Annotated in this window: 18 protein-coding genes; 9 read left to right on the top strand and 9 right to left on the bottom strand. The window is 38.1% G+C overall.

Going from position 1 to position 21,369, the window contains the following annotated elements:
* Nucleotides 1-9: 9 nt before the first annotated feature.
* Genes HS1_RS07465 through ruvB form a run of 4 tightly spaced genes read left to right on the top strand, consistent with a single transcriptional unit; the run spans nt 10 to nt 2,829 of the window.
* The gene (locus HS1_RS07465) at nt 10-762 is read left to right on the top strand and encodes a YebC/PmpR family DNA-binding transcriptional regulator (RefSeq protein ID WP_066063112.1); all 753 of its coding nucleotides are present in this window, start codon (nt 10-12) and stop codon (nt 760-762) included.
* Nucleotides 762-1,232, top strand: coding sequence for a crossover junction endodeoxyribonuclease RuvC (gene ruvC / locus HS1_RS07460; RefSeq protein WP_066063109.1), 471 nt, complete (start codon nt 762-764; stop codon nt 1,230-1,232). Before HS1_RS07465 ends, ruvC begins: the two co-directional genes overlap by 1 nt.
* Nucleotides 1,205-1,813 (top strand): Holliday junction branch migration protein RuvA, encoded by a 609-nt coding sequence (gene ruvA / locus HS1_RS07455; protein WP_156469417.1) that lies wholly within the window; start codon nt 1,205-1,207, stop codon nt 1,811-1,813. The genes ruvC and ruvA overlap by 28 nt, the downstream gene beginning before the upstream one ends.
* Nucleotides 1,810-2,829: a Holliday junction branch migration DNA helicase RuvB gene (ruvB, locus tag HS1_RS07450; RefSeq protein ID WP_066063102.1), complete on the top strand. Its 1,020-nt coding sequence runs from the start codon at nt 1,810-1,812 to the stop codon at nt 2,827-2,829. Before ruvA ends, ruvB begins: the two co-directional genes overlap by 4 nt.
* Nucleotides 2,830-2,865: 36 nt before the next feature.
* Here ruvB and HS1_RS07445 read toward each other — a convergent pair whose 3' ends face one another.
* Nucleotides 2,866-3,222 carry a CGGC domain-containing protein gene (locus tag HS1_RS07445; protein ID WP_245669936.1) on the bottom strand — a complete coding sequence of 119 codons (357 nt, stop codon included), beginning with the start codon at nt 3,220-3,222 and terminating at the stop codon, nt 2,866-2,868.
* A 109-nt stretch (nt 3,223-3,331) separates the two neighbouring features.
* Between HS1_RS07445 and HS1_RS07440 the strand changes: the two genes are divergently transcribed.
* Nucleotides 3,332-3,544, top strand: coding sequence for a hypothetical protein (locus HS1_RS07440; protein ID WP_066063099.1), 213 nt, complete (start codon nt 3,332-3,334; stop codon nt 3,542-3,544).
* A 278-nt stretch (nt 3,545-3,822) separates the two neighbouring features.
* On the opposite strand, the gene alaS is transcribed toward HS1_RS07440, so the two are convergent.
* From alaS to HS1_RS07400, 8 genes are read right to left on the bottom strand one after another with little or no spacing between them, the layout of a single operon-like run.
* Nucleotides 3,823-6,465 carry an alanine--tRNA ligase gene (gene alaS, locus HS1_RS07435; protein ID WP_066063097.1) on the bottom strand — a complete coding sequence of 881 codons (2,643 nt, stop codon included), beginning with the start codon at nt 6,463-6,465 and terminating at the stop codon, nt 3,823-3,825.
* A gap of 20 nt (nt 6,466-6,485) precedes the next feature.
* Nucleotides 6,486-7,526, bottom strand: coding sequence for a recombinase RecA (gene recA / locus HS1_RS07430; protein ID WP_066063093.1), 1,041 nt, complete (start codon nt 7,524-7,526; stop codon nt 6,486-6,488).
* A 3-nt stretch (nt 7,527-7,529) separates the two neighbouring features.
* Nucleotides 7,530-8,096, bottom strand: coding sequence for an RNA 2',3'-cyclic phosphodiesterase (gene thpR / locus HS1_RS07425; protein ID WP_066063091.1), 567 nt, complete (start codon nt 8,094-8,096; stop codon nt 7,530-7,532).
* On the bottom strand, nt 8,093-9,316 hold the full coding sequence (locus tag HS1_RS07420) for a CinA family nicotinamide mononucleotide deamidase-related protein (RefSeq protein WP_082757706.1): 1,224 nt from the start codon (nt 9,314-9,316) through the stop codon (nt 8,093-8,095). The genes thpR and HS1_RS07420 overlap by 4 nt, the downstream gene beginning before the upstream one ends.
* A complete protein-coding gene (locus HS1_RS07415; protein ID WP_172793661.1) occupies nt 9,313-9,759 on the bottom strand; it encodes a phosphatidylglycerophosphatase A family protein in 447 nt (148 codons plus the stop codon). The genes HS1_RS07420 and HS1_RS07415 overlap by 4 nt, the downstream gene beginning before the upstream one ends.
* A 23-nt stretch (nt 9,760-9,782) precedes the next feature.
* Entirely contained in the window at nt 9,783-10,553 is a 771-nt protein-coding gene (locus tag HS1_RS07410; protein WP_066063085.1) for a hypothetical protein, read from the bottom strand.
* Nucleotides 10,554-10,594: 41 nt separating this feature from the next.
* Nucleotides 10,595-12,484, bottom strand: a complete 1,890-nt coding sequence (locus HS1_RS07405) for an ATP-binding response regulator (RefSeq protein ID WP_066063082.1) — start codon at nt 12,482-12,484, stop codon at nt 10,595-10,597.
* A 22-nt stretch (nt 12,485-12,506) separates the two neighbouring features.
* The gene (locus tag HS1_RS07400; protein ID WP_066063080.1) at nt 12,507-17,540 is read right to left on the bottom strand and encodes an AAA family ATPase; all 5,034 of its coding nucleotides are present in this window, start codon (nt 17,538-17,540) and stop codon (nt 12,507-12,509) included.
* 537 nt (nt 17,541-18,077) lie between these two features.
* Between HS1_RS07400 and HS1_RS07390 the strand changes: the two genes are divergently transcribed.
* From HS1_RS07390 to HS1_RS07375, 4 genes are read left to right on the top strand one after another with little or no spacing between them, the layout of a single operon-like run.
* Nucleotides 18,078-18,683 (top strand): hypothetical protein, encoded by a 606-nt coding sequence (locus tag HS1_RS07390; RefSeq protein ID WP_156469416.1) that lies wholly within the window; start codon nt 18,078-18,080, stop codon nt 18,681-18,683.
* Between the two features lie 14 nt (nt 18,684-18,697).
* Complete coding sequence (locus tag HS1_RS07385) at nt 18,698-19,186, top strand: NifB/NifX family molybdenum-iron cluster-binding protein (RefSeq protein WP_066063072.1); 489 nt, start codon at nt 18,698-18,700, stop codon at nt 19,184-19,186.
* Between the two features lie 24 nt (nt 19,187-19,210).
* Nucleotides 19,211-19,960: a FeoA domain-containing protein gene (locus HS1_RS07380; protein ID WP_066063068.1), complete on the top strand. Its 750-nt coding sequence runs from the start codon at nt 19,211-19,213 to the stop codon at nt 19,958-19,960.
* Complete coding sequence (locus HS1_RS07375; RefSeq protein WP_066063066.1) at nt 19,957-21,342, top strand: sirohydrochlorin chelatase; 1,386 nt, start codon at nt 19,957-19,959, stop codon at nt 21,340-21,342. Before HS1_RS07380 ends, HS1_RS07375 begins: the two co-directional genes overlap by 4 nt.
* Nucleotides 21,343-21,369 lie beyond the last annotated feature (27 nt).

The raw sequence follows: 21,369 nt of genomic DNA, 5'->3' as shown, positions 1-21,369 counted from the left end.
GGGTTAGTTATGTCAGGTCATTCCAAGTGGGCACAAATTAAGAGGAAGAAGGCAGCCACAGACGTTAAAAGAGGTAAGATTTTTACCAAGTTAATTAGGGAAATTATCACGGCCGCACGATTGGGAGGAGGAGACCCTGATAGCAACGCTCGGTTAAGGGCCGCCATAGAAGCAGCCAAGGCAGAAAATATGCCTAAAGAGAATATAGAGCGGGCAATTAAAAAAGGAACAGGTGAATTAGAAGGAAGCTATTATGAAGAGGTTTCCTATGAAGGTTATGGAGCAGGGGGAATTGCTATTTTGATTTCTGTCCTCACTGATAATCGTAACCGTACAGTAAGTGAGTTGAGATACTTGTTCAATAAATATGGTGGAAATTTGGGTGAGACAGGTTGTGTTTCTTGGATGTTTGAAAAAAAGGGCGTTATTGCCTTTGCCAAAGATGGAATAGAGGAAGAAAGATTGATGGAAGTGGCTGTTGAGGCAGGGGCAGAGGATATTAAGATAGAGGAAGACGAGTATGAGGTGATTACTGCCCCTGAGGAATTTGAACACATAAAACAATTTTTTGATAAAGCAGGCTTAAAATATGAAAGGGCAGAAATCACTATGATTTGCCAAAATGTAGTAAAGATTACTGATAAAAACCAAGCAGAACGTATATTGAAACTTATGGACGCCTTAGAAGACCATGATGATGTGCAAAAAGTTTATGCCAATTTTGACATTCCAGATGAAATTTTAGAGGCAGAAGCAGGTTAATGCGGGTCATAGGTATAGATTTAGGTTTATTGCAAAGTGGTTATGGCATAGTGGAGCGGAATGGTCGGGATTTCTCTTGTCTTTGTTGGGGAGAAATTCATTTACCCAAAAAAGCACCAGTAGGACAAAAATTGTGTGTTTTTTATGAACAAATAGAAGCAATTATAAAAAAATATCATCCTCATGAGGTAATAATAGAAGAAATTTATCTGGCAAACAATGTCAAAACCGCCCTTGCTTTAGGTCAAGTAAGGGGAGTGGTTGTGTTTTTGGCAGAAAGGTGCGGTTTACCTGTTTTTTCCTATAGTCCTTTAAAGGTAAAACAGGCAGTAGTAGGATATGGTTTGGCCCATAAAGAACAAGTGAAGAATATGGTGCAGCGGTTGTTAAATCTAAAAGAAACACCTGGTCAGCACGCAGCAGACGCATTAGGTGTAGCTTTGTGTCATTTACAGCATTTACGCTTATGATTGGTTATTTAGAAGGAATCTTATTTTTAAAACTACCTAGCTATATTGTGGTCCTAACTAATGGGGTAGGTTATCAAATAGAGGTATCTTTGAGCACGTTTTCTGATTTACCGCAACCAGGAGAGAAGGTTCAGCTCCATGTATATACCTATTTAAAAGAAAATTTTTTGAAATTATATGGATTTTCTTCCTTGGAAGAAAAGGAATTTTTTGCCAAATTGATTGGGGTTTCTGGAATTGGTCCCAAATTGGCTTTAAATGTCTTGTCCCGTATTTCTCCATCTGAATTTGGAGATATTATCCTAGAAGGTAACATTCGCCGCCTTAAGGCCATACCTGGAATTGGCCATAAGATGGCCCAAAAGGTGTTGTTAGAATTAAGAGATACCTGGAAGAAAAAAACCAAGTCAGTTAAAGAAGAAAAAATTGATGATACTATGTGGAACAGTGCCCTTTCAGCCTTACTAAATCTTGGTTATCAAAAGCAAGAGGCAGTGAGTGCCTTACAAAAGGCGCTAAAACAATTTTCTTCCTCACCCAGTCTGGAAAACTTGATTAAAGAAGTCTTGAGGCAATTATGAATGACTTTCGTTTAGTAGAACCTTTAGCCAGAGATAAAGAAGCTAAAGAGGAAATAGGGCTTCGCCCCCGTTCTCTAGACGAGTTTTTAGGTCAAGAGGAAATTAAAGAAAAACTAAAAGTATTTATTGAGGCAGCCAAAAACAGGGGGGAAGAATTAGATCATGTCCTTTTACATGGTTTACCAGGCTTAGGTAAAACCACTCTCGCTTATTTGATTTCTAAAGAACTAGGTGTTAATTTACGAGCCACGGCCGGACCAGTTTTGGAAAAACCAGGGGACCTGGCAGCAATTTTGACTAATTTAAACCCTAAAGATGTGCTTTTTATTGATGAAATCCACCGTTTACATCCTGTAATAGAAGAAATTTTATATCCTGCAATGGAAGATTTCAAGCTAGATCTGGTTATTGGTCAGGGACCTAATGCTCGCACTATTAAAATAGATTTATCACCTTTTACTTTAGTGGGAGCTACTACCCGAACAGGTTTATTGACTTCACCATTAAGAGATAGATTTGGAGTTTTTATTTACCTTGATTTTTATACTCCAGAAGATTTGCAAAAGATCATCCTTCAGGCTGCTAAGCGTTTAAATGTAAAAATTGAACCCCAAGGTGCTGCTGAAATTGCCAACCGTTCGCGAGGCACTCCTAGAATCGCCTTGCGGTTTTTAAAAAGAGTGCGGGATTTTGCTCAAATCAAAGCAGATGGGGTTATCACCCAACGGGTTGCTGATGAGGCCCTAGAATTTATGGATATAGATAAATGTGGGCTGGATTGTCTGGATAGAAAAATTCTCCGGACTATTATTGAGAAGTTTAATGGAGGACCAGTAGGAATCGACGCCTTAGCAGCAGCGATTGGAGAAGAGAAAGATACTATTTCTGAAGTTTATGAACCTTATCTAGTGCAAAAAGGCTATTTACAACGCACTCCCCGGGGGCGTATTGCCACCTCTACTGCTTACCAACACCTTCATATAAAGATAACTAAGGGACAGCAGGGTCTATTTTAAATTATGTCTTTAATTCCTCATAGGCAGTATAAAAAACTAAAATATAGTGGGTGGCATATATTTATGAGTTCCTTCTATAATCTCTACTCCTGCTTTTTCCTTTAAAGCTTCCAAAATATGGTCCTTTCGGGGACAAAAGTTCATAATGCAAGTTCCTACATGGATAGCATCTACAGTCTCATTTAAGGCTACAAGTTGCATCTTAAGTAGACCAAAGCTGAGCAAAGCCCTATTTCTATTTCCTTCACATTCACCGCAATCCACAATTTCCACAATGGCTGCTTCTTCACCTTTATATCTTTCAAATTCTCCTTCTCTGCGGTTTAGGGCTATTAAACATTTTGCGTCTCCAGGGCAAAGATTCCTTTTTCTGAATAAATAACATCTAACCAATCGGTGCAGCGGACTCGCTTCCCGCTCGCTGCTGACCTCAGTCGTTGGGTTGAAAAATTTTTGAAAAGTGTCAAAATTAAAATTAAAACGAAATTTATAGAGGAACGAGATGGAAATAATTTTAAAAGAGCAGGAACTCAAACAACTATTAGAAGAAATAATTTTTAAGCTTTTTACAGAGAAACGGGAATTTTTTAAGGAGATTGTAGAGGAAGTTATAGAAGATATTGCACTAAGTAAAGCTATTGAAGAGGGAAGAAAGAATGAATTTGTCAGTAAAAATGAAATTATGGATATAATTGAAAATGGACTTAAAGTTTGAAAATAGCTTTAAAAGAGACTTGTCTTGCCTGAGGGCTTACAAATTTTTTGTATTCTATCATAGCTGTTTTTATATTTTCTGAAAAATAAGCCAAGGATAAAAGCCAAGTCAAAAGATACACAGAGAGTTAGAGGAGTTGTTATAAAATGGCTTTGTCCAAAAATCAATCAGGGATTTTGGGAGTTATCATAGGAATACCTTCTTTGTCAACTGTATTTTGTAGGTTTGACCCTATAATCTACTTTTAAAGTTATCACGGATTTTGGATTTAAATCAGATTAGTTTTGTAAATTAGCAATGATTTTATAGACTCCTTCTAGGGCTTGCTTTAACCTCTTTGGTTTCTTCCCACCGGCTTGAGCCATTTCTGGTTTTCCACCCCCACCCCCATCAATAAAATGCACAATGTTTTTTATAATTTCATTGGCCTGAATCTTTGGGGTTAAATCTTGGGTCACTATGACCAATAACAGGGCCTTACTATCGGTACGGGTTCCCAAAACAATAACCCCACTTTTTAATTTATCTCTTAACTTGTCTCCCATTTGCCTTAATGTTTCCATATCTGTATTTGGGACTTCGGTGGCCAAAACAGAGATGCCATTTATCTTTTTTACTCCTTTTAATATTTCTTCAGACTGTCTACTAACTAATCGTGACTTTAAGACAGTAATTTCCTTTTCCATTTGTTTATTCTGTTGCAAGAGATGTTCTATTTTTAACAAAATATCCTTTGGTTTTGCCTTTAAAAGAGAGGCTAAATTTTGCCAAAGACGTTCTTTTTCTTGGACATATTTTACGGCTGCTTCCCCTGTAACGGCCTCAATCCGTCTCACCCCTGCAGCCACACTGCTCTCAGAGAGAATTTTAAAATACCCTATATCTCCAGTACGTTTAACATGGGTACCGCCACATAACTCTTTACTTAAACCAGCAATGGAAACCACTCTCACCATATCCGCATATTTTTCTTCAAATATAGCAATAGCTCCTGATTTTATGGCTTGAATAAGAGGCATCTCCTGTGTTTCTACAGGTAAATTTTTTCGGATACTCCTATTTACCCAAAGTTCTATTTTTTCTAATATTTCAGGGTCTATATGGGCAAAATGGGTAAAATCAAAACGCAGACGTTCAGGAGCCACTAAAGAACCTGCTTGTTTAATATGGGTTCCTAATATATTTCTTAAGGCTGCCTGTAAAAGATGGGTGGCAGTGTGATTACAAGCAATGGCTAAACGTCTCTTTTCATCTACTTTTAATTCCACTTCATCATTTACAGAAAACTTACCTTTTTTTATCTTTACCAAGTGCACAAAGATGTTTCCTGCCCGTTGAGTATCCTTTACTTCAGCCTCCCCTTGCCCCGAGATGATAATACCTGTATCCCCTACCTGTCCCCCACTTTCTCCATAAAAAGGCGTTTTTTCGGTGATAAGCTCACATTCCTCTCCCACTCTGATACTTTTTAACTCCTTTCCTTTCTTTATTAAATGGGTGATTTTAGACCTGGTTTCTAAAGTCTCATAACCAACAAATACCGTTTTTTCTCCTCTATATGTAAATTCTGTATAAATATCTGTTCCAGTCAAAATACCAGTGCCAGCTTTTTGTGCTTCTCGGGCACGGCTTTTTTGTAAAGCCATGGCCTTTTCAAAACCAGCGATATCTACTTCCACCCCTTCTTCTCTGGCCATATCAGTGATAATATCTATAGGAAAGCCATAAGTATCATAAAGTTTAAACGCGGTTTCCCCAGGAAGAATATGTACTGTTTTTTGCCTAATTTTTTCTATTTCTTGGCTCAGCAGTTTAAGACCAAAATCTAATGTTTCCAGAAAACGTTCTTCTTCTTTTTGGGTAATTTCTTTAATTAAAGGATGTGCCTCTTTGATTTCAGGATAGATATCTCCCATGGTATCTTTAACAATATCAGTAAGGGTATATAAAAAGGGCTTTTTTAGACCTAAATTATGACCATGTCGCACAGCTCTTCTTAAAATCCTTCGTAAGACATAACCCCGTCCCTCATTGGAAGGCAAAATTCCATCAGCCATAATAAAACTAATGGCCCGGCTGTGATCAGCAATTACTCGAAAGGAGATATCTTTTTTTCCATCTTTACCATAAGAAATTTCCGTCATATTACAAAGGGCATCTATGATAGGTTTAAATAAATCTGTCTCATAATTAGAATCCACTCCTTGAATTACCATAGCCATTCTTTCTAGGCCCATTCCTGTATCCACACAAGGATTGGGTAAAGAGGTAAGTCTCCCTTCACTGTCTTTGTTATATTGCATAAATACCAGGTTCCAAAGTTCTAACCATCTGTCACAGTCACACCCCACTGCACATTCTGGTCGTCCACAGCTAAAATTTTTACCTAAATCATAAATAATTTCTGAACAAGGACCACAAGGACCAGTTTCCCCCATGGACCAAAAATTGTCTTTTTCACTCAGGCGCACAATACGTTCTGTGGGAATGCCTATTTTTTTATGCCAGATTTGATAGGCCTCATCGTCATTTTTAAACACAGTAATCCAGAGTTTTTCCTTAGATAAGCCAAATTCTTTAGTCACCAATTCCCACGCATAGGCAATAGCTTCTTCCTTAAAATAATCTCCAAAGGAAAAGTTGCCCAACATTTCAAAAAATGTGTGATGACGAATAGTATGCCCAACATTTTCTAAATCATTATGCTTCCCCCCTGCGCGTACACATTTTTGGCAACTGGCTGCCCGTTTGTAACTTCTCTTTTCCTCACCTAAAAATACCCGTTTAAACTGCACCATACCTGCATTGGTGAAAAGTAAAGTGGGGTCACCAGGGGGAATTAAAGGACAAGATGGAACTATAGTATGTCCTCTTTTTTCAAAATAATCCAAGAATCGCTTTCGAATCTCCGTTGATAACATAACATCTCCTTATAGTAACATTATCCAGGTTGCTGGGTCTTTTGGGATGGTTGTTTTGACTTTTCTTCTTTTATTAAACCCGCTTTTTGCTTAATCATTTTTTCTATCTCTTTTTTTATTTCTGGGTGTTCCTTTAAGTAACTTTTGGCATTCTCTCTACCCTGACCTAATCTCTGGTTTTTATAAGTATACCATGCCCCGCTTTTTTCTATAAAACCCCAATTTACTCCTAGGTCTAAAATGTTTCCTTCTTGGGATATACCTTCGCCATAAATGATATCAAATTCTGCCTCTTTAAAAGGAGGAGCAATTTTATTTTTTACTACTTTTGCTCTAGTTCTATTCCCAATTACCTGCTCTCCCTCCTTGATGGGTCCAATCCGACGAATATCTATACGCATAGAAGCATAGAATTTTAAGGCATTCCCGCCGGTAGTGGTTTCTGGGTTACCAAACATTACCCCAATTTTTGTCCGGATTTGGTTGATAAAAATCAAAGATGTGTGAGATTTACTCACAATACCTGTTAATTTTCGTAAGGCCTGGGACATAAGCCTGGCTTGTAATCCCATATGACTATCACCCATATCTCCTTCCAGCTCAGCTCTAGGCACCAAGGCAGCTACTGAATCTACCACTACGATATCTACCCCTCCGCTTCTTACCAACATTTCTGCAATTTCTAAGGCCTGTTCGCCATAGTCAGGCTGAGAGACCAGGAGTTCATCTGTGTTTACTCCTAATTTTTTGGCATAATAAACATCTAGGGCATGCTCAGCGTCAACAAAGGCCGCTACCCCACCTTGTTTTTGGGCCTCAGCAATAATGTGTAAGGCAAGGGTAGTTTTCCCAGAGGATTCTGGTCCAAAAATTTCTATTACCCGACCTTTAGGTATACCACCAACGCCGGTGGCCAGATCCAGAGAGAGTGCCCCAGTAGAGATAGAGGGAACATCAAAGATTTTTTCCCTACTCCCCAGGCGCATGATGGCCCCTTTGCCAAACTGTTTTTCAATTTGGCTCATGGCCATTTGAATTGCTTGCTGTTTTTGTGTATTCATAACTTACTCCTTTTTAAAAATAATTTTTTCTAAGGCTGTATATTTTGCTCCTTTAGGATGTAACTCACTTTTAAATAATACAATTTCTTTTACTATAAAGGAAGGCGTAGTGAAATTTCCATATTTTTCAACGATTTTTGATAATAATTGGGTATTTATTCTTTTTTTAATTCTTCCCAAAGTAAGGTGGGGAGCAAAATTGCGATTTTCTTCAGGAAAACCTAATTGAGTTAATCCCTTTTCCAAAGCATTATGTAATGCTTTTAACGGTGCAAGGTCTCCCTGAAGTCCTATCCAGATTACCCGTGCCCTGTTTAAAGAGGGAAAAGCTCCAAGGCCATATCCCTGTAAGCTGAAAGGGTTTATTTTTTCTGCTGCCACAGCCATTACCTGTTTTAGAGCAGAAATTTGTGTTTCTTCTATATTCCCCAAAAACTTAATAGTAAGGTGGATGTTAGAAGCCTTTACCCAGTTCACTTTAGGAAAGATGAGTCTTAATTCCTTTTGAATTTCTTCTAAACTCTGTTTCACAGACTGCGGTAAAGGAATAGCAATAAAACTCCGAATCATGAAATCAGATATCTCCTCAATTTGTCTAAGGCAGTCATGGCAGTAAGCATTTTTATTTCTTCTCTTGAGCCACTGAAGAAATACTCACTCACTTCTATACCATCTTCTGATTTGGCCAAGGCAATAAACACCGTTCCTACTGGAGCTTCTGGGCCACCTGTAGGGCCAGCGTAACCAGTTACTGCTAACCCCACATTACTTTTAGCTAAATGACGAACACCTGCTGCCATGTATTTAGCAGTTTGTTTACTCACTGGACCATAAGTATCTATAATTTCTGCTGGAACCCCCAAGATTTCCATCTTGGCTTGATTACTGTAAGTAATTACCCCCCGATCAAAGTAATCAGAACTCCCAGCTACACTGGTAATAAGGTGGCCAATAAGACCACCAGTTAATGACTCAGCAGTGGCCAATTTATAACCTTTTTTAAGGAGCAATTTTCCTACTACCTGGGGCATGGTTTCTGTGTCTTCGCCAAAAATATCATGGCCTAAGATATCTTTTATTTTATCTACTACTTGGTTAAGGATTTTCTTTTGGGGTGAGCGTAAGACCAGATGAACTTCTGGGAAACAAGGAAGTGAGCTGGGTTTTATTTCAGGAAAATCAGTCCATAGCTCAGCTACTTTTTCTTCTACCTCGCTCTCAGAAAGACCAAAGATACGCAAGGTTTTTTTATAAATTAAAGAAGGTGAAGGGAAGGCAGTTTTTAAATCAGGTAACACCTGGTTTTTTAAAATTTTTGACATTTGTTTAGGTACACCTGGGAGAAAATATAAATGTTTCCCTTGATAAAGCAACTTAAAACCACAGGCATGAAAGGCTAAGCCGATGGGTTGGCTACCTTTTGGTAATAAAGCCATTTTTTCATGAGCTGGTAAAAATTTCTTTCCTCGTTTGGCCAAGCATGTCTTTAAATGCTGATAGGCTTCTTCATTTCGCTTTAAAGGCAAGTTCAGAGCCTCTGCTACTGCCTTCACTGTTTTATCATCCCAGGTGGGCCCCAATCCTCCAGTCAACACAATAAAGTCCACCTTATTTAAGCTAGAAAGAAGAACGTCTTGGATACTTTGGTGTTCGTCTCCTACTACTGTAATCCGATTGACTACAAAACCTGCTTTATATAACTCTCCAGCAAGCTCAAAACTATTAGTGTCCATTACTTCTCCAACCAGTAATTCATCACCAATAGCAATAATTTCTCCTATAGCCATCATTTAACCCAAAGGTTAATTAATTGTAATATACACCAACTATAAAAACCTGCCATCATGTCATCTAAAACAATACCCATTCCCCCTTTCATTTTTTCCAAGGAACGAATGGGGTATGGTTTCATTATATCAAAAAAACGAAATAAAAGAAAAGCCCCTATAATATAAGGCCACCTTAAAGGCAAAGCCCAAATCGCCAGCCAATAACCAAGCATTTCATCAATCACTATCTGTGAGGGGTCATTTTTTGGGAAGTATCTCTGGGCGATTTCAGCAACTAGAATACCTATAAATGTGGCAAAGATAAGAAATACCAAATAGTATCCATAGGAATGGGGGAGTAGAAAACAAATAAGCATGGCCAACAAAGTGCCATAAGTTCCAGGTGCCCCTGGTAGATAACCGATGCCCAATCCAGTAGCTAGAGAAAGGATGGCGAACTTCAATATTTTTGAATTCATCAGGAAGCTTATTCTTTCAATAGAGGTGACTTTAATGCCTGTTCTTCCCAGTAGATAAACACATCTATTCCTTCTATATCAGCCCTTTCTTTTCCACTTACTATACGGTTGAGATGAGCTAAAGTATCCTTTCCTGTGGTTGAGAAACTGCCTCTAATGAGTTTTATCTCTGTATAGTCAGGAGAAATAATTACCAAATCACGATATTGGTCATTTTCTGGAATGCCATAAATAAGTTCTGGGGGATGTTTCAATTCAGGCCCTACCTCTTTATAATTCAATATCTCAAATATTAGTTCCAAACCTTCTTCTATTTTTTCCAGGTCATTTTTTTCATAGGCCAATATGGTTTCTTTAAAAATTTGCTTTATTTCAAAGGGTGTTCCTTTCAGGTCTAATTGAGATAGAGCTTTTTTATAAAGATAATCAACAGCCTCAAGACGTTTTTTAAAAGCAATATCACTATTTACTAGAATCTTTTTTATATTGGTAAAGCTTACCATCTCTTTAATAGTGGGGTTCCGGCGCATAGCCACATCTTCTATCGTAGTATGGCGATAAATAGGAAGCTCATTATCCAATACCACAATGTCCTCATCATGAGTATAGATTTTGAGTTCCCTTGTTTCTACCAGTTCATAGTGATTTTTCTTTAAAAAATTTAAAACAGCCTCTTTCGCAGCCATGATTTTCCCTTCATGTCTCCTTATTTTTTCTAATGCAGAGGCATAGAGTTTATCCAAGGCCATTTTTTCTTTTAACTGTTCTTTCAGTCCCATGTTTATAGAATACTATTAAATCACATAATTGACAAACAACATCATTTCTCCATTATCACTCTGTATAACACCTCACCTAATTCTTTAATTTTAAAGGGTTTAATTATAAATCCCTTAAATCCATATTTTGTGAATTCTGTCATAACTGGATCAGTAGAATAGCCACTTGAAACAATGGCCTTAACAGTAGGGTCTATTTCCAATAACTTGTTTATGGTTTCCTTGCCTCCCATTCCTATAGGAATAGTCAAGTCCATTATGATTACATCAAATGGTTGCCCTTGTGCTTTGGCTTTTTTATATAGTTCAATAGCTTCAATTCCTTCTTCAGCAAATTCCACCTCATAGCCTAAAAATACAAGCATTTCACCTACTACCTTTCTAACTAATTCTTCATCATCCATTACTAAAATTTTCCCCTTCCCGGTCTGAATTTTTTCTTTAAGTCCCTTTCTCACAAATACATTTTTTAAAGAAGCAGGAAGATAGACCTTAAAAGTTGTTCCCACTCCAAGTTCAGTTTCTACCTCAATATACCCGCCATGTTTTTTAATAATGGAATAAACAATAGCCAGTCCCAAACCGCTCCCTTTTTGTTTGGTAGTAAAATAAGGCTCAAATATTTTGGGAAGGTGCTCTTTTGGTATACCAATTCCTTGATCTACAATAGATATTTTTACATATCTTCCCTTTTTTCCTCCTTCACTTACAGTGACATTTTCTGCGGTTAGCTTAATTCTTCCGCCTTCTGGCATAGACTGAATGGCATTAATAATTAAATTGTTGATCGCCTGATTGATTTGCCCCTCATCTATTTCAACTGCCCAGAGGTTATTGGATATAGAAAATTCACACTGCACATTGCTCCCACTAAGGGCAAAAAGCGCCGATTCCTTTAGTAATTCTGAAATAAACATGGTTTTCTTAATCGGTGCCCCACCACTAGAAAAAGTAAGTAATTGTTGAGCTAAACCTTTGGCTCGTAAGGACGCCTTTTCTGCCTCAATCAATCTTTCATATATTTTCTCTCCTGGTCTTGTAAACTCCTTTGCCAGAATAATATTACCCAAGATTGCGGTTAAAATGTTGTTAAAGTCATGAGCAACACCCCCGGCAAGGATACCCAGAGAATTCAATTTGTCTGCCTTCATTAGCTCTTGTTCAATCCTCCGTTTTTCACTAACATCACGGAAGACTAAAACCACACCTATGATTTTTCCATTCTCATCTTTAATAGGAGCACCACTATCATCAATAGATCGTCTTGTTCCGTCTTTGCTTATCAATATGGTATGATTCGCCAGTCCCACAACAATACCCTCTCTTAGCACCCTAGTAACCGGATCATCAACTTGCTTACCTGTTTTTTCATTTATGATATTAAAGACCTTCTTTAGATGTTTCCCGCTAGCCTCTTTCTGTTTCCAGCCTGTTAGGGACTCAGCTATAGGATTCATAAATATCACACATCCATTTATATCTGTGGCAATTACAGCATCGCCTATACTTTTGAGGGTAGTGGTTAACCATTGTTGACTTTCTTTTAACCTCCGTTCCATCTCATGTTTGTAAAGAGCCATTTCAATAGTAATGTATAATTCTTTTTCTTCAAAGGGCTTGAGTATATAACCAAAAGGCTCTGTTATCTTCGCCCGCTCCAATGTTTTCTCATCTGCATAGGCCGTAAGATATACCACTGGGATATGGAAGCGTCTACGAATTTGCTCAGCCGCCTCAATACCATCTATTCCTCCTCCCAACACGATATCCATCAGCACCAAATCAGGCTGTATTTCTTGTGCCTTTTCAATACCTTCCTTTCCAGAATAGGCAATGGCAGGCACCGCATATCCCAATTTTTTTAATGTATTCTGTATATCTTGGGCAATGATACCTTCATCTTCAACCACCAGTATTTGTGCCTTAGCCATGATTTTACTCCATCAAATTTTATTATTTCTGATAAGGAATGGTCACCTTAAACTCTGTTCCTCTAGTTCTATCCAAGTCAATAGTAGCCCTAAGTTGTTTTACTAAAGTCATTACTAACTGCAAACCCAGTGTTTTTGGATTCTGGAAATCTAAATCTTTAGGTAAACCTATTCCATTATCATTAACAACCAAGATAATCTTGTCATCTTGTGGATATAAGTTAATACAGATTTCGCCTTCCTTACCTGAAGGGAAGGCATATTTTAGGGCATTTGAAACAAGTTCGTTTATAATTAAACCACAGGGAATAGCAATATTTATGTCCAGTAAAACATCTTGGGCATTTATCTTCAAGGCAATAGTGCCTGGAGAGGTCTTATAAGAGCGGAACAAGGTAGTGGTTAAGGTCTGGATGTATTCAGCAAGCTCTATTTTTGATAAATCTTTGGATTGATACAATTTTTCATGGATGAGGGCCATGGATTTTACCCGGTTTTGGCTCTCTTTAAATGCCTCAATTGCCTGTTGGTCTTTGATATGTTCCAGTTGAAGATTGAGCAGACTGGAAATAATCTGTAAATTATTTTTTACACGATGGTGAATTTCTTTTAGAAGTAACTCTTTCTCTTTAAGTGAGGTCTTAATTTGGTGTTCCGCCTGTTTCATTTTATTTACTAATTGCGCATTTTCTAAAGAAATGGCAGCCTGAGAGGCTAACAATTGGGTCATCTTTGTTCTTTCTGCAGTAAAAACTGAATCAGCCAAGCGGTTTTCTAAATATAAAATCCCTATTAACTTAGACTGTTTAATCAATGGAAGACAAAGGACAGATTGAAGCCCCATGTCCTGTACTTCAGGATTTTCCTTAAACTCTCCCTCTTGAGAAGCATTGTTGAGAACTATTCTTTCTCTGGTTCTATACACATAACGGACAATAGCCTTACAAATATCTGTAGCCTGTTCAAAGTGATATTTAGTATTTCGGGTTTTATCTTTTCTGCTGATGTGACTCTCAGCCACAACCAGGAGTGTGTTATCTTCTTCGATCAAAAGGTAACCATGCTGGGCTCCAGAAGCCTCTAAAGCCACATTCATAATCTTTCCCAAGAGGAGATCCAGGTCTATCTCTGCTGAAATAGCAGTTGAAGACTTCATTAGGTAATCGGCATCTAAACAGGGGAGGGTAGGAGCAATGGGTTGGGGTCCAGCTGTTACAGAAACTTTTTCTTCAAAATACTGTGGATATTTTTCTATAAGAAAAAACTCTTTTCGTTCGGCATGGCATTTTTTATATAGCCTAGCTGCCTCTTTAAAGTAAAGTTCGGCTGTTCCTACACCTAGTTCCCTGAGAAGTTCTCCCTGGTTTTCATTAAGGTGAGCTTCTAGAAAGGTATATCGCTGCTCATGGGCCATGGCTATAGCATCAAAGTAAAGGTTCCTGGCCTTTTTTAAATCACCAATAGCCCTTTCCAATTCTGCATAGATAAAGGACAGATAAGGCCTAAGCATGGGACCATATTGAGTCCAGGATTCAATCTTTTTGATTAGGGGTTGAATATAAGACAGCACTTGGTGTTTGCTTTGATAAATGATTTTCCTTTCATAAAGCCTAAGGGCATTGAGCACTTGAAATACATACCACTGTCGCTTTAATAGATGGTCAGTAAGTCCTCTCAGATAGCGCTTGAGTATTTGTAAATAATGTTCCGCTTTTTCATATTCTCCAAAATAATAATGAGTTAAGGCCATATGGATAATGTAGCTTCCTGCGGCAGAAATATGATTTTCCCTCTCCCATTTTTTTATCTTCTCCTCCATAGGAATGGGTGTGTAATCTCTCTTCATAGGTGCAATCCAAGCAGATTGCATGGCCTCAGCCAGGGCAACAGAAAAGGTTAAATGGTATTTTTGAGAAAACTGGAGGCACTCTTGGGCATATTCTTCAATGGCCAATAGGTCAGCCCCTTGCACCTGAAGACTCCACATCAATGGCCCGTACAGGAGTCCAGCATTATATAAATCACCACAGTTTTTCCCCCACTGAATTCCTTTTAAACAATGGTTAACAATCTCTTGAGGATGATGCCTGGTATGCATAGTGACCCAAGCAACTCCATTCATCCCTCGTGTAGCCCCAAAGGTATTGGGGTATCTTTCACACAAATTAAGGGCTAGGTCTTCATACTTAAAAGCCTGTTCAAATTTTCCTTGTTCCCCCAGATAGAGCCCCATGATAGAAAAGGAGTAAATTACCGATTCATCCATGCCCCCTTCTAAACAGTGTTTGGTGGACTGCACTGCCGAAAGATATAGTTGGGGCACCAGACCTGACATGTATAAGTCAGGGATAAGTTCACTGTAAAAGGCCAATTCAATTTTACTCCTCCTTTTCTTGGTAAATGGCATATTCAGAAGAATGTCCCAAATTCTATCACCATATTGGGAATTGATTTCATTCATTAACTGCTCTCGTTTCTCCTCTGCAAGTTCAGGTTCTTCTGGAATAGATTTTCCGAAATAGGCCAATCCGCGGTTGGCGGTTTCAATAGCCTTTATAAAATTGCCTATAGATGAAAGCGAAGTGGTTTGCTCTGCCAGGGCCTCTGCCTTGTCCAAATCAGTTTTAGCATGTTCAAGTAATTGATTCAGCAGTTTTTCTGAGTTCTCATATCTTCCACACATCAACTCGGTCTTGGCCAATTTTTGAAAAATCTTAAATGTTCTCTGATATTGCATTTCCCAGCAATCCTCTGGTAATAATTCAAGGCTTTGTCTAAAATATTCATTAGCTGCTTCTGTAGCTAAAGCATTTAAGGCCTTGTTACCTGCATGATAGTTAATATCCGACAATTGATAAAGCCTTTTTTTATCTAATTCCTCTTCCCTTCCTAAATTAAGATGAGAAGCAATGGTAAAGAGGTTATCCAGTTTTTCTAAGTCTGCTCCTTTGGGAATAACAGAAAGCAGGTGGTTTCCAATCTCCCAATGGATTTTTCTTTTCCTTTCAGCTCTTATGGTGGAGAGCACTGCCTCCTGTACCCGATCGTGAACAAATCGCAATTCATCCCTATTTTCTATTAGAAGTTGCTGACTTAAGGCAGGCTTTAGCCTTTCAAATGTATCAAACAACGGGAGTTCTTTCACTAATGCAACCTCGTCTGGCGTGAAGCGGTTTCCCATGCAAGCACAAAGTTCTAGCAACTCAATGGTTTCAGGAGGCAGTTTTTTGATCTTTGAGTAAAAAAGGGCTACAATGGTGGGTGGCATATCAGACTGCCTGATTTTATCTATGTCCCATTGCCATTGTCTGTTTCCATTTAAAAAGAGTAAATTTTCATTATACAGATAAGATAACATTTCGCTCACAAACAAAGGATTTCCCTCGCTAAATTCGGTTATAAAATCTGCTAAGGCCTGGGTTTCTGAAAGCGGAGAATCCAAGATATAAGAAATCATCTCATGACAATGCTGTGGTTTAAGAGATTCCAACCTAATTTCTTTTAAAGGTTGAGCGTTTTTCCTGATGTTCCGTATTAGCTTTGTCAGTGGATGGCTTGAATCTACTTCATTATGACGATAGGCTCCTAAAAGTAACAGATAGGGGTGTTCTTGGTAGTTAGCAAAGATGTTAGCCAAAAAATCAAAGGAGGCCACATCGCACCATTGAAGGTCGTCAATAAAAAGCACCAGGGGATGTTCCTTGCCAGCCAGACAGGCCAAAAAACGGCCAAAGACATCTTGGAAGCGATTTTTGGACTCTACAGGTGGTAGTGGCTTAACCTGCGGTTGAGGGCCAATCAGGGTTTCTAGTTCTGGAATCACATCAGTGACCACCCGCCCATCATTTCCAACTGCTTTCATAATCTTTTGTCTCCAAAAAGCTACCCTTTCATCACTTTCAGTCAAAAAAGTTCTCATTAAATTCCTAAAGGCCTGGATAAGGGAGCTATATGGAATATTCTTTTGATAAACATCAAATTTCCCAGAGGTAAAATAACCTCTATGCTCCACAATGGATTTCTGAAGCTCTTGAATTAAACGAGTCTTTCCGATACCAGGCAGCCCAGAAATTAATAAACAGCAAAAAGCCCCATCAGTCACTTTATTATATTCCTCAAGGATAATTTCAGTCTCCTTATCACGTCCCACCATTTTAGAGACAAAAGTAATGCGATGGCTGCGGTCATAAACTCCTAAAGGAAATTCACTAATTATACCGGTAGTTAAATAATTATCCTGACATTGTTTGAGGTCAGCCAACAGTCCTGAAGCACTCTGGTAACGTTTTTCAGGTTGCTTTAACATTAACTTGGCCACTATCTTACTTAAAATAGAAGGAATTTCGGGATTTAATTCACATACAGGTGTTGCCTTCTCTGCTAAGTGGGAATGAATTAATTCCAGAGGATCAGTGGAAAAAAAAGGAAGTTTTCCTGTTAGCAATTTATAAAAGGTGATTCCTAAGGAATAAAGGTCAGTAGAAAAATCAACTCTGTGGTTGATACGTCCTGTTTGTTCAGGAGAGGTATAAGCCAATGTCCCTTCAATGAAATAAGGGTCATAAATAAAATGACTCACATCTTTCACATCTAAAGGGGTTATAAAATCAATTAAGCGAATATCAAGATTCTTAGGTTGAATTAGAATATTATGAGGTTTGACCCCACCATGAATAATGCCTGCTTCATGAACATTATGGAGGACTTCGGCTATTTGGCAAGCTATAACCAAAAATTTATCTAAGGCAATTTTGGTTTGTCTTTTGGCCCACTGTTCCAGTGTTATTCCATCAAAATAATTCTGAGTGAAAAACGGGACACCCCCTATTATCTTAAAAGATAAAGGAATGATAACACGGGTATCATGTAAAACCTTAAGATGTTCAATTCTCTGCCGAAAATATCTTTTTTGTTCTTCAGACAGCAAAACTCCCTTTAGAATCTTAAGGACTAATGGCTGCCTGGGATTTTTTTTGTGAAACGCCTTATATACTACAGACTGGGGACTTTCACCTAGCTTTTCCCCAATATTATAATCAGGAATTATGATTCCCATTTTCTATTTTATAGGCCATAAATTTCTAATAGTCAATGTTGATTATTTCCAGGACTTTCCCCAGAATTTTTAGAAGCTTTCTAAAAAGATAAGGTAGGCTACTCAAAACAGTAATAACTTTAAAACAAAACGGTCAAATATAGTAACTGACCTTACCCACAGTATGATAATTGTTTTTAATTTTAAGCTATAACATTATAAAAAATCATTTTTTAAGGCTGGGGCTGTCAAGGAGTGCTCGCCCGCCTGTTGGCAGGTAGGTCTGCCAGGAGAGACGTTAGAACAAAAAATGGGCCTGCCTGCCTGTCGGCAGACACGGCCGTCGGGCAGGCCCGCCTGCTTGCCGTCGGGCAGGTTGGAATTTTTTCCAAAAATCAATCGCAGATTTTTGAAAAAATTTTCCTCTTGACAACTTATTTCTAGTATGTTATTTAATTTAACAAATATAAATTATATAACTTAGTAGGAGGTAATGTAATAATGACTCTAGAAAAATTTGTTCATGGGCTTCAAAAAAGACACGGTGAGGAACTTTTAATGGCGATTAAAGATTTAAGACATGACCCTTTTCTTTCAGGGAGCGCCATTGCGGGGAAATTCGGGCTTACTAGAGAAAGGGTCAGGCAAATTTGTGATGTAATATATGGTAAAGGTTTTTTGTCCTATAGGAAACGGGAATTATATTCTAAAAAACAACTTTTTTTGTTGTGCCAAAAGTGGAAGGAAAGCAAAGATTTAAAAAATCAAGCTTATGCTTTGGTTATTGAGAGACTTCAAAAAATGGGATTAGAGCCTGTATTACATGGTAAGGTAAAATTGCGTCTGCTGCAGATTAAAAATAATAAATTAATAAAATTTAAAATTTCAACAAAAGTGACTAGATTAAATAGACATACCTATTATGTAGTGCGTGTAAGTGCGCCAAGTGTTAAAAAGGCACACATATTAATAGTGGTTTTATATATTCAAGAAAAATTTTACTTTTTTATTTTTCCCAGAAAAATATTTGCGCAAAAAAGCTATCTTTGTATTGATGCCACGAATCCACAAAGTATTTATAAACCATATCTCAATAAATGGGATATTTTATTTGGTTCAAATGTTAAAATATATAATTTTATTAATTGCTTTAATAAACAATAAAGGGGTAAAAAACAATGTGGATAGCAATTCCGGTAAAGGAGAAAAACTCTACCAAAAAGATCAATGAGCGTTTTGGGGAATCAAATTATTACTACCTCACCGATGGGAAAAAGGGGAGATTTTTATCAAATCCTTACCTGGAACAAAGCAGGGATGTGGGCATCCAGGTATGCCAATGGTTAGCTGCCCAAGAAGTAAAGGTGGTTATTGTCAGGCATATAGATATTAATGCCCTTTTTGCTCTCCATACAGCGAGCATTAAAATCTTTAAAACACACCAGGAAAATGTAAAAGGGGCACTTGATGCGTTTCAGAGAGACAACCTTCAATCACTATCTGTTCCCGGACGCATTAGTGTTAATGCTTACTTAAGTGGTTATCAAGGTAGGCAGAAAAGATGTGTCTGCCTCAATTGTGGTTATGTTTTGTCTTTACCACCTGGGCTACCGTGTCGGGAGAAGCAATGTCCTAAATGTGGGGGACGGGTGAGGCGTCTGCCTTAAAAATAATAAAAAGGAGGTTTAAAAATGGCAGAGGTAGGAAGGCTGACAGACTATGTTAAAGGAGAAGTGAGAAATTTTGAGGTGATAAGTATTGAAGGAGGAAAGGAATTAAAGGAATACCTTAACGAATTAGGCATAAGAGAAGGGGTAAAGGTTAGTTTTCAGGGTAGCCTTACCCATGAACACCGAGGACCATTGGGTCTTGAGCTAGAAGGAAAAAAGCTTGTTCTGGCGCAGGGTATAGCGGACAAAGTGATTATGGATGTGAACGGAGTAGAGAAACACCTTCTGGAAATGGAGGCAGGAGAAAATGGGATACTTAAGAGGATAGCGGCTGGTAAGGAGGCGAGGGACATTTTAGAAAAATTGGGACTTAAAGAAGGCACAAAGATAAAAGTTACCGGACATGTAGCAGAAGAGAGCTTTAATATCAAGGTGGATGACAAAGAACTTGAGCTTTGCACTGGAGAGGCCTCAAAAATTTTGGTGGAAAAGGATGGGCAGAGCTTACAGCTTAGTTATCTTGCACTAGGAGATAGGGGCAAGATCGCCGGCCTCATAGGTGGTATCCATTTGGAGGAGCGTTTAAAAGAGGCGGGAATAGGAATAGGTAAGGAGATTGAATTGATCTCTCGCAAGGCTACATCCGGCCTGGCAAAACATGCGGGATGTATTTTTTATCTCACTGTAGATAATCAGCTTGCTGTTTCTATCGGTCGTGGAATAGCAGAAAAGGTCATGGTCAGCCCAATTAACCAAGGAGGGTCAAAATGAAAAAGATAGCTAAAATGCTAGTTTTTTTATGGTTATTTATCTTTTTAGGCTTTTTTACTCAGGTTTCTGCTCAAACTTCACCTAATATAGGTATTTTAGTCATTGCTCATGGCTCTCCAAACAAAGATTGGAATCGGTATGTGGAATGGGCTGTTGAGGATATGGAAACACCTTTCCCTGTGGAAATCGGTTTTCTGGAATTTACCCATCCCAATATTTCTGAAGCAGTATCGTCCCTGGAAGAGCAAAATATAGAAAAGATTATTGCTATGCCTTTATTTATCTCTTCCCAGAGCGGACATATAGAAGAAATTAAATACATCTTGGGCCTAAGGCCGGATAATCCTTCTGAGGAGCCACTTGAACCAGTGAGTACAGTTTTACCCATTGAATTGACCAGGGCGATAGATGATCATCCCTTTGCTGTGAAAGTCTTGGCTGACCGTGTGTGGGCGTTAGAAGAGTTTTTGCAAAGAGGTGACCTATCCATTTCAGATACAAATTTGGTTTTGATAGGTCACGGTGATGAAGAATTTATTGATGCTTGGCAATCAATGTTTACCAGTCTTTCTCAGAAAGTGGGTGACTATCTTCTGACTAAATACAATCTTCCCTTTAAAAGCCTATCATACGAATTTTTAGATTCCTTAAAAGAGATAAAAAATTATTGTATTGAGAATTATTGTGAAAATAACGAGACTTTCGTTGGTATTCCCTTCTTTCTTGCCCCAGGTTTTCTTACCAATCAACTTGTGCCTGGTTATGCCGATGAAATCAAAGAACATATTCATGGAATTAAGATTTTTTACATTGAAGATCCACTGCTTCCTTCAAAATATGTATCAAAAATTATTGAAACCAGAATAGCAGAAACAATAACTCCAGATATCGTCATTTATGAAAACGGCCAGCTAAAAGAAATCAATACCATTGAAAATAGTATTGAAGATAACGAGAAGATATGCCTTTGTGCTCTCTTCGCTTATAAGGCTTTCCAACTGGCTTTAAATCAAGCAGGAGACTATATTCCTAACAAGGAGGATCTGGAAGTATTCACAGAACAAACCACTCATGGGACGAGGGAGGCCTTTGAAAAATTGGCTGCTACTGTTAGTCAGGGTTCTCAAGACCCACGGTATCTAAATGCCGATAATTACTATTATAAAATTAAAGATTACCATCTAAGGAAAAAGATCACTCTCTGGGTTAAACCCCAAATTTTCCCCCAAGGGTTTTTTGATTTAAGGACCAAGGTAAAGACAGGAGAGGCTACCTCAGAAGAAATTAAACAATTTCAACAATTACGAAGCAGTTTACAATATCAACTCCTATGGGCCTGGGACTTAGAGAGTTTATTTAATTTTGAAATATCAGACATATAATGGTAATTTATCTATTATGTTAAATTA

This window comes from Candidatus Desulfofervidus auxilii, from assembly GCF_001577525.1.
Taxonomy (GTDB): Bacteria; Desulfobacterota; Desulfofervidia; order Desulfofervidales; family Desulfofervidaceae; genus Desulfofervidus; species Desulfofervidus auxilii.
The sequence above is the reverse complement of the archived record's forward strand: the minus strand, read 5'-3'. Positions and strand labels throughout refer to the sequence as shown.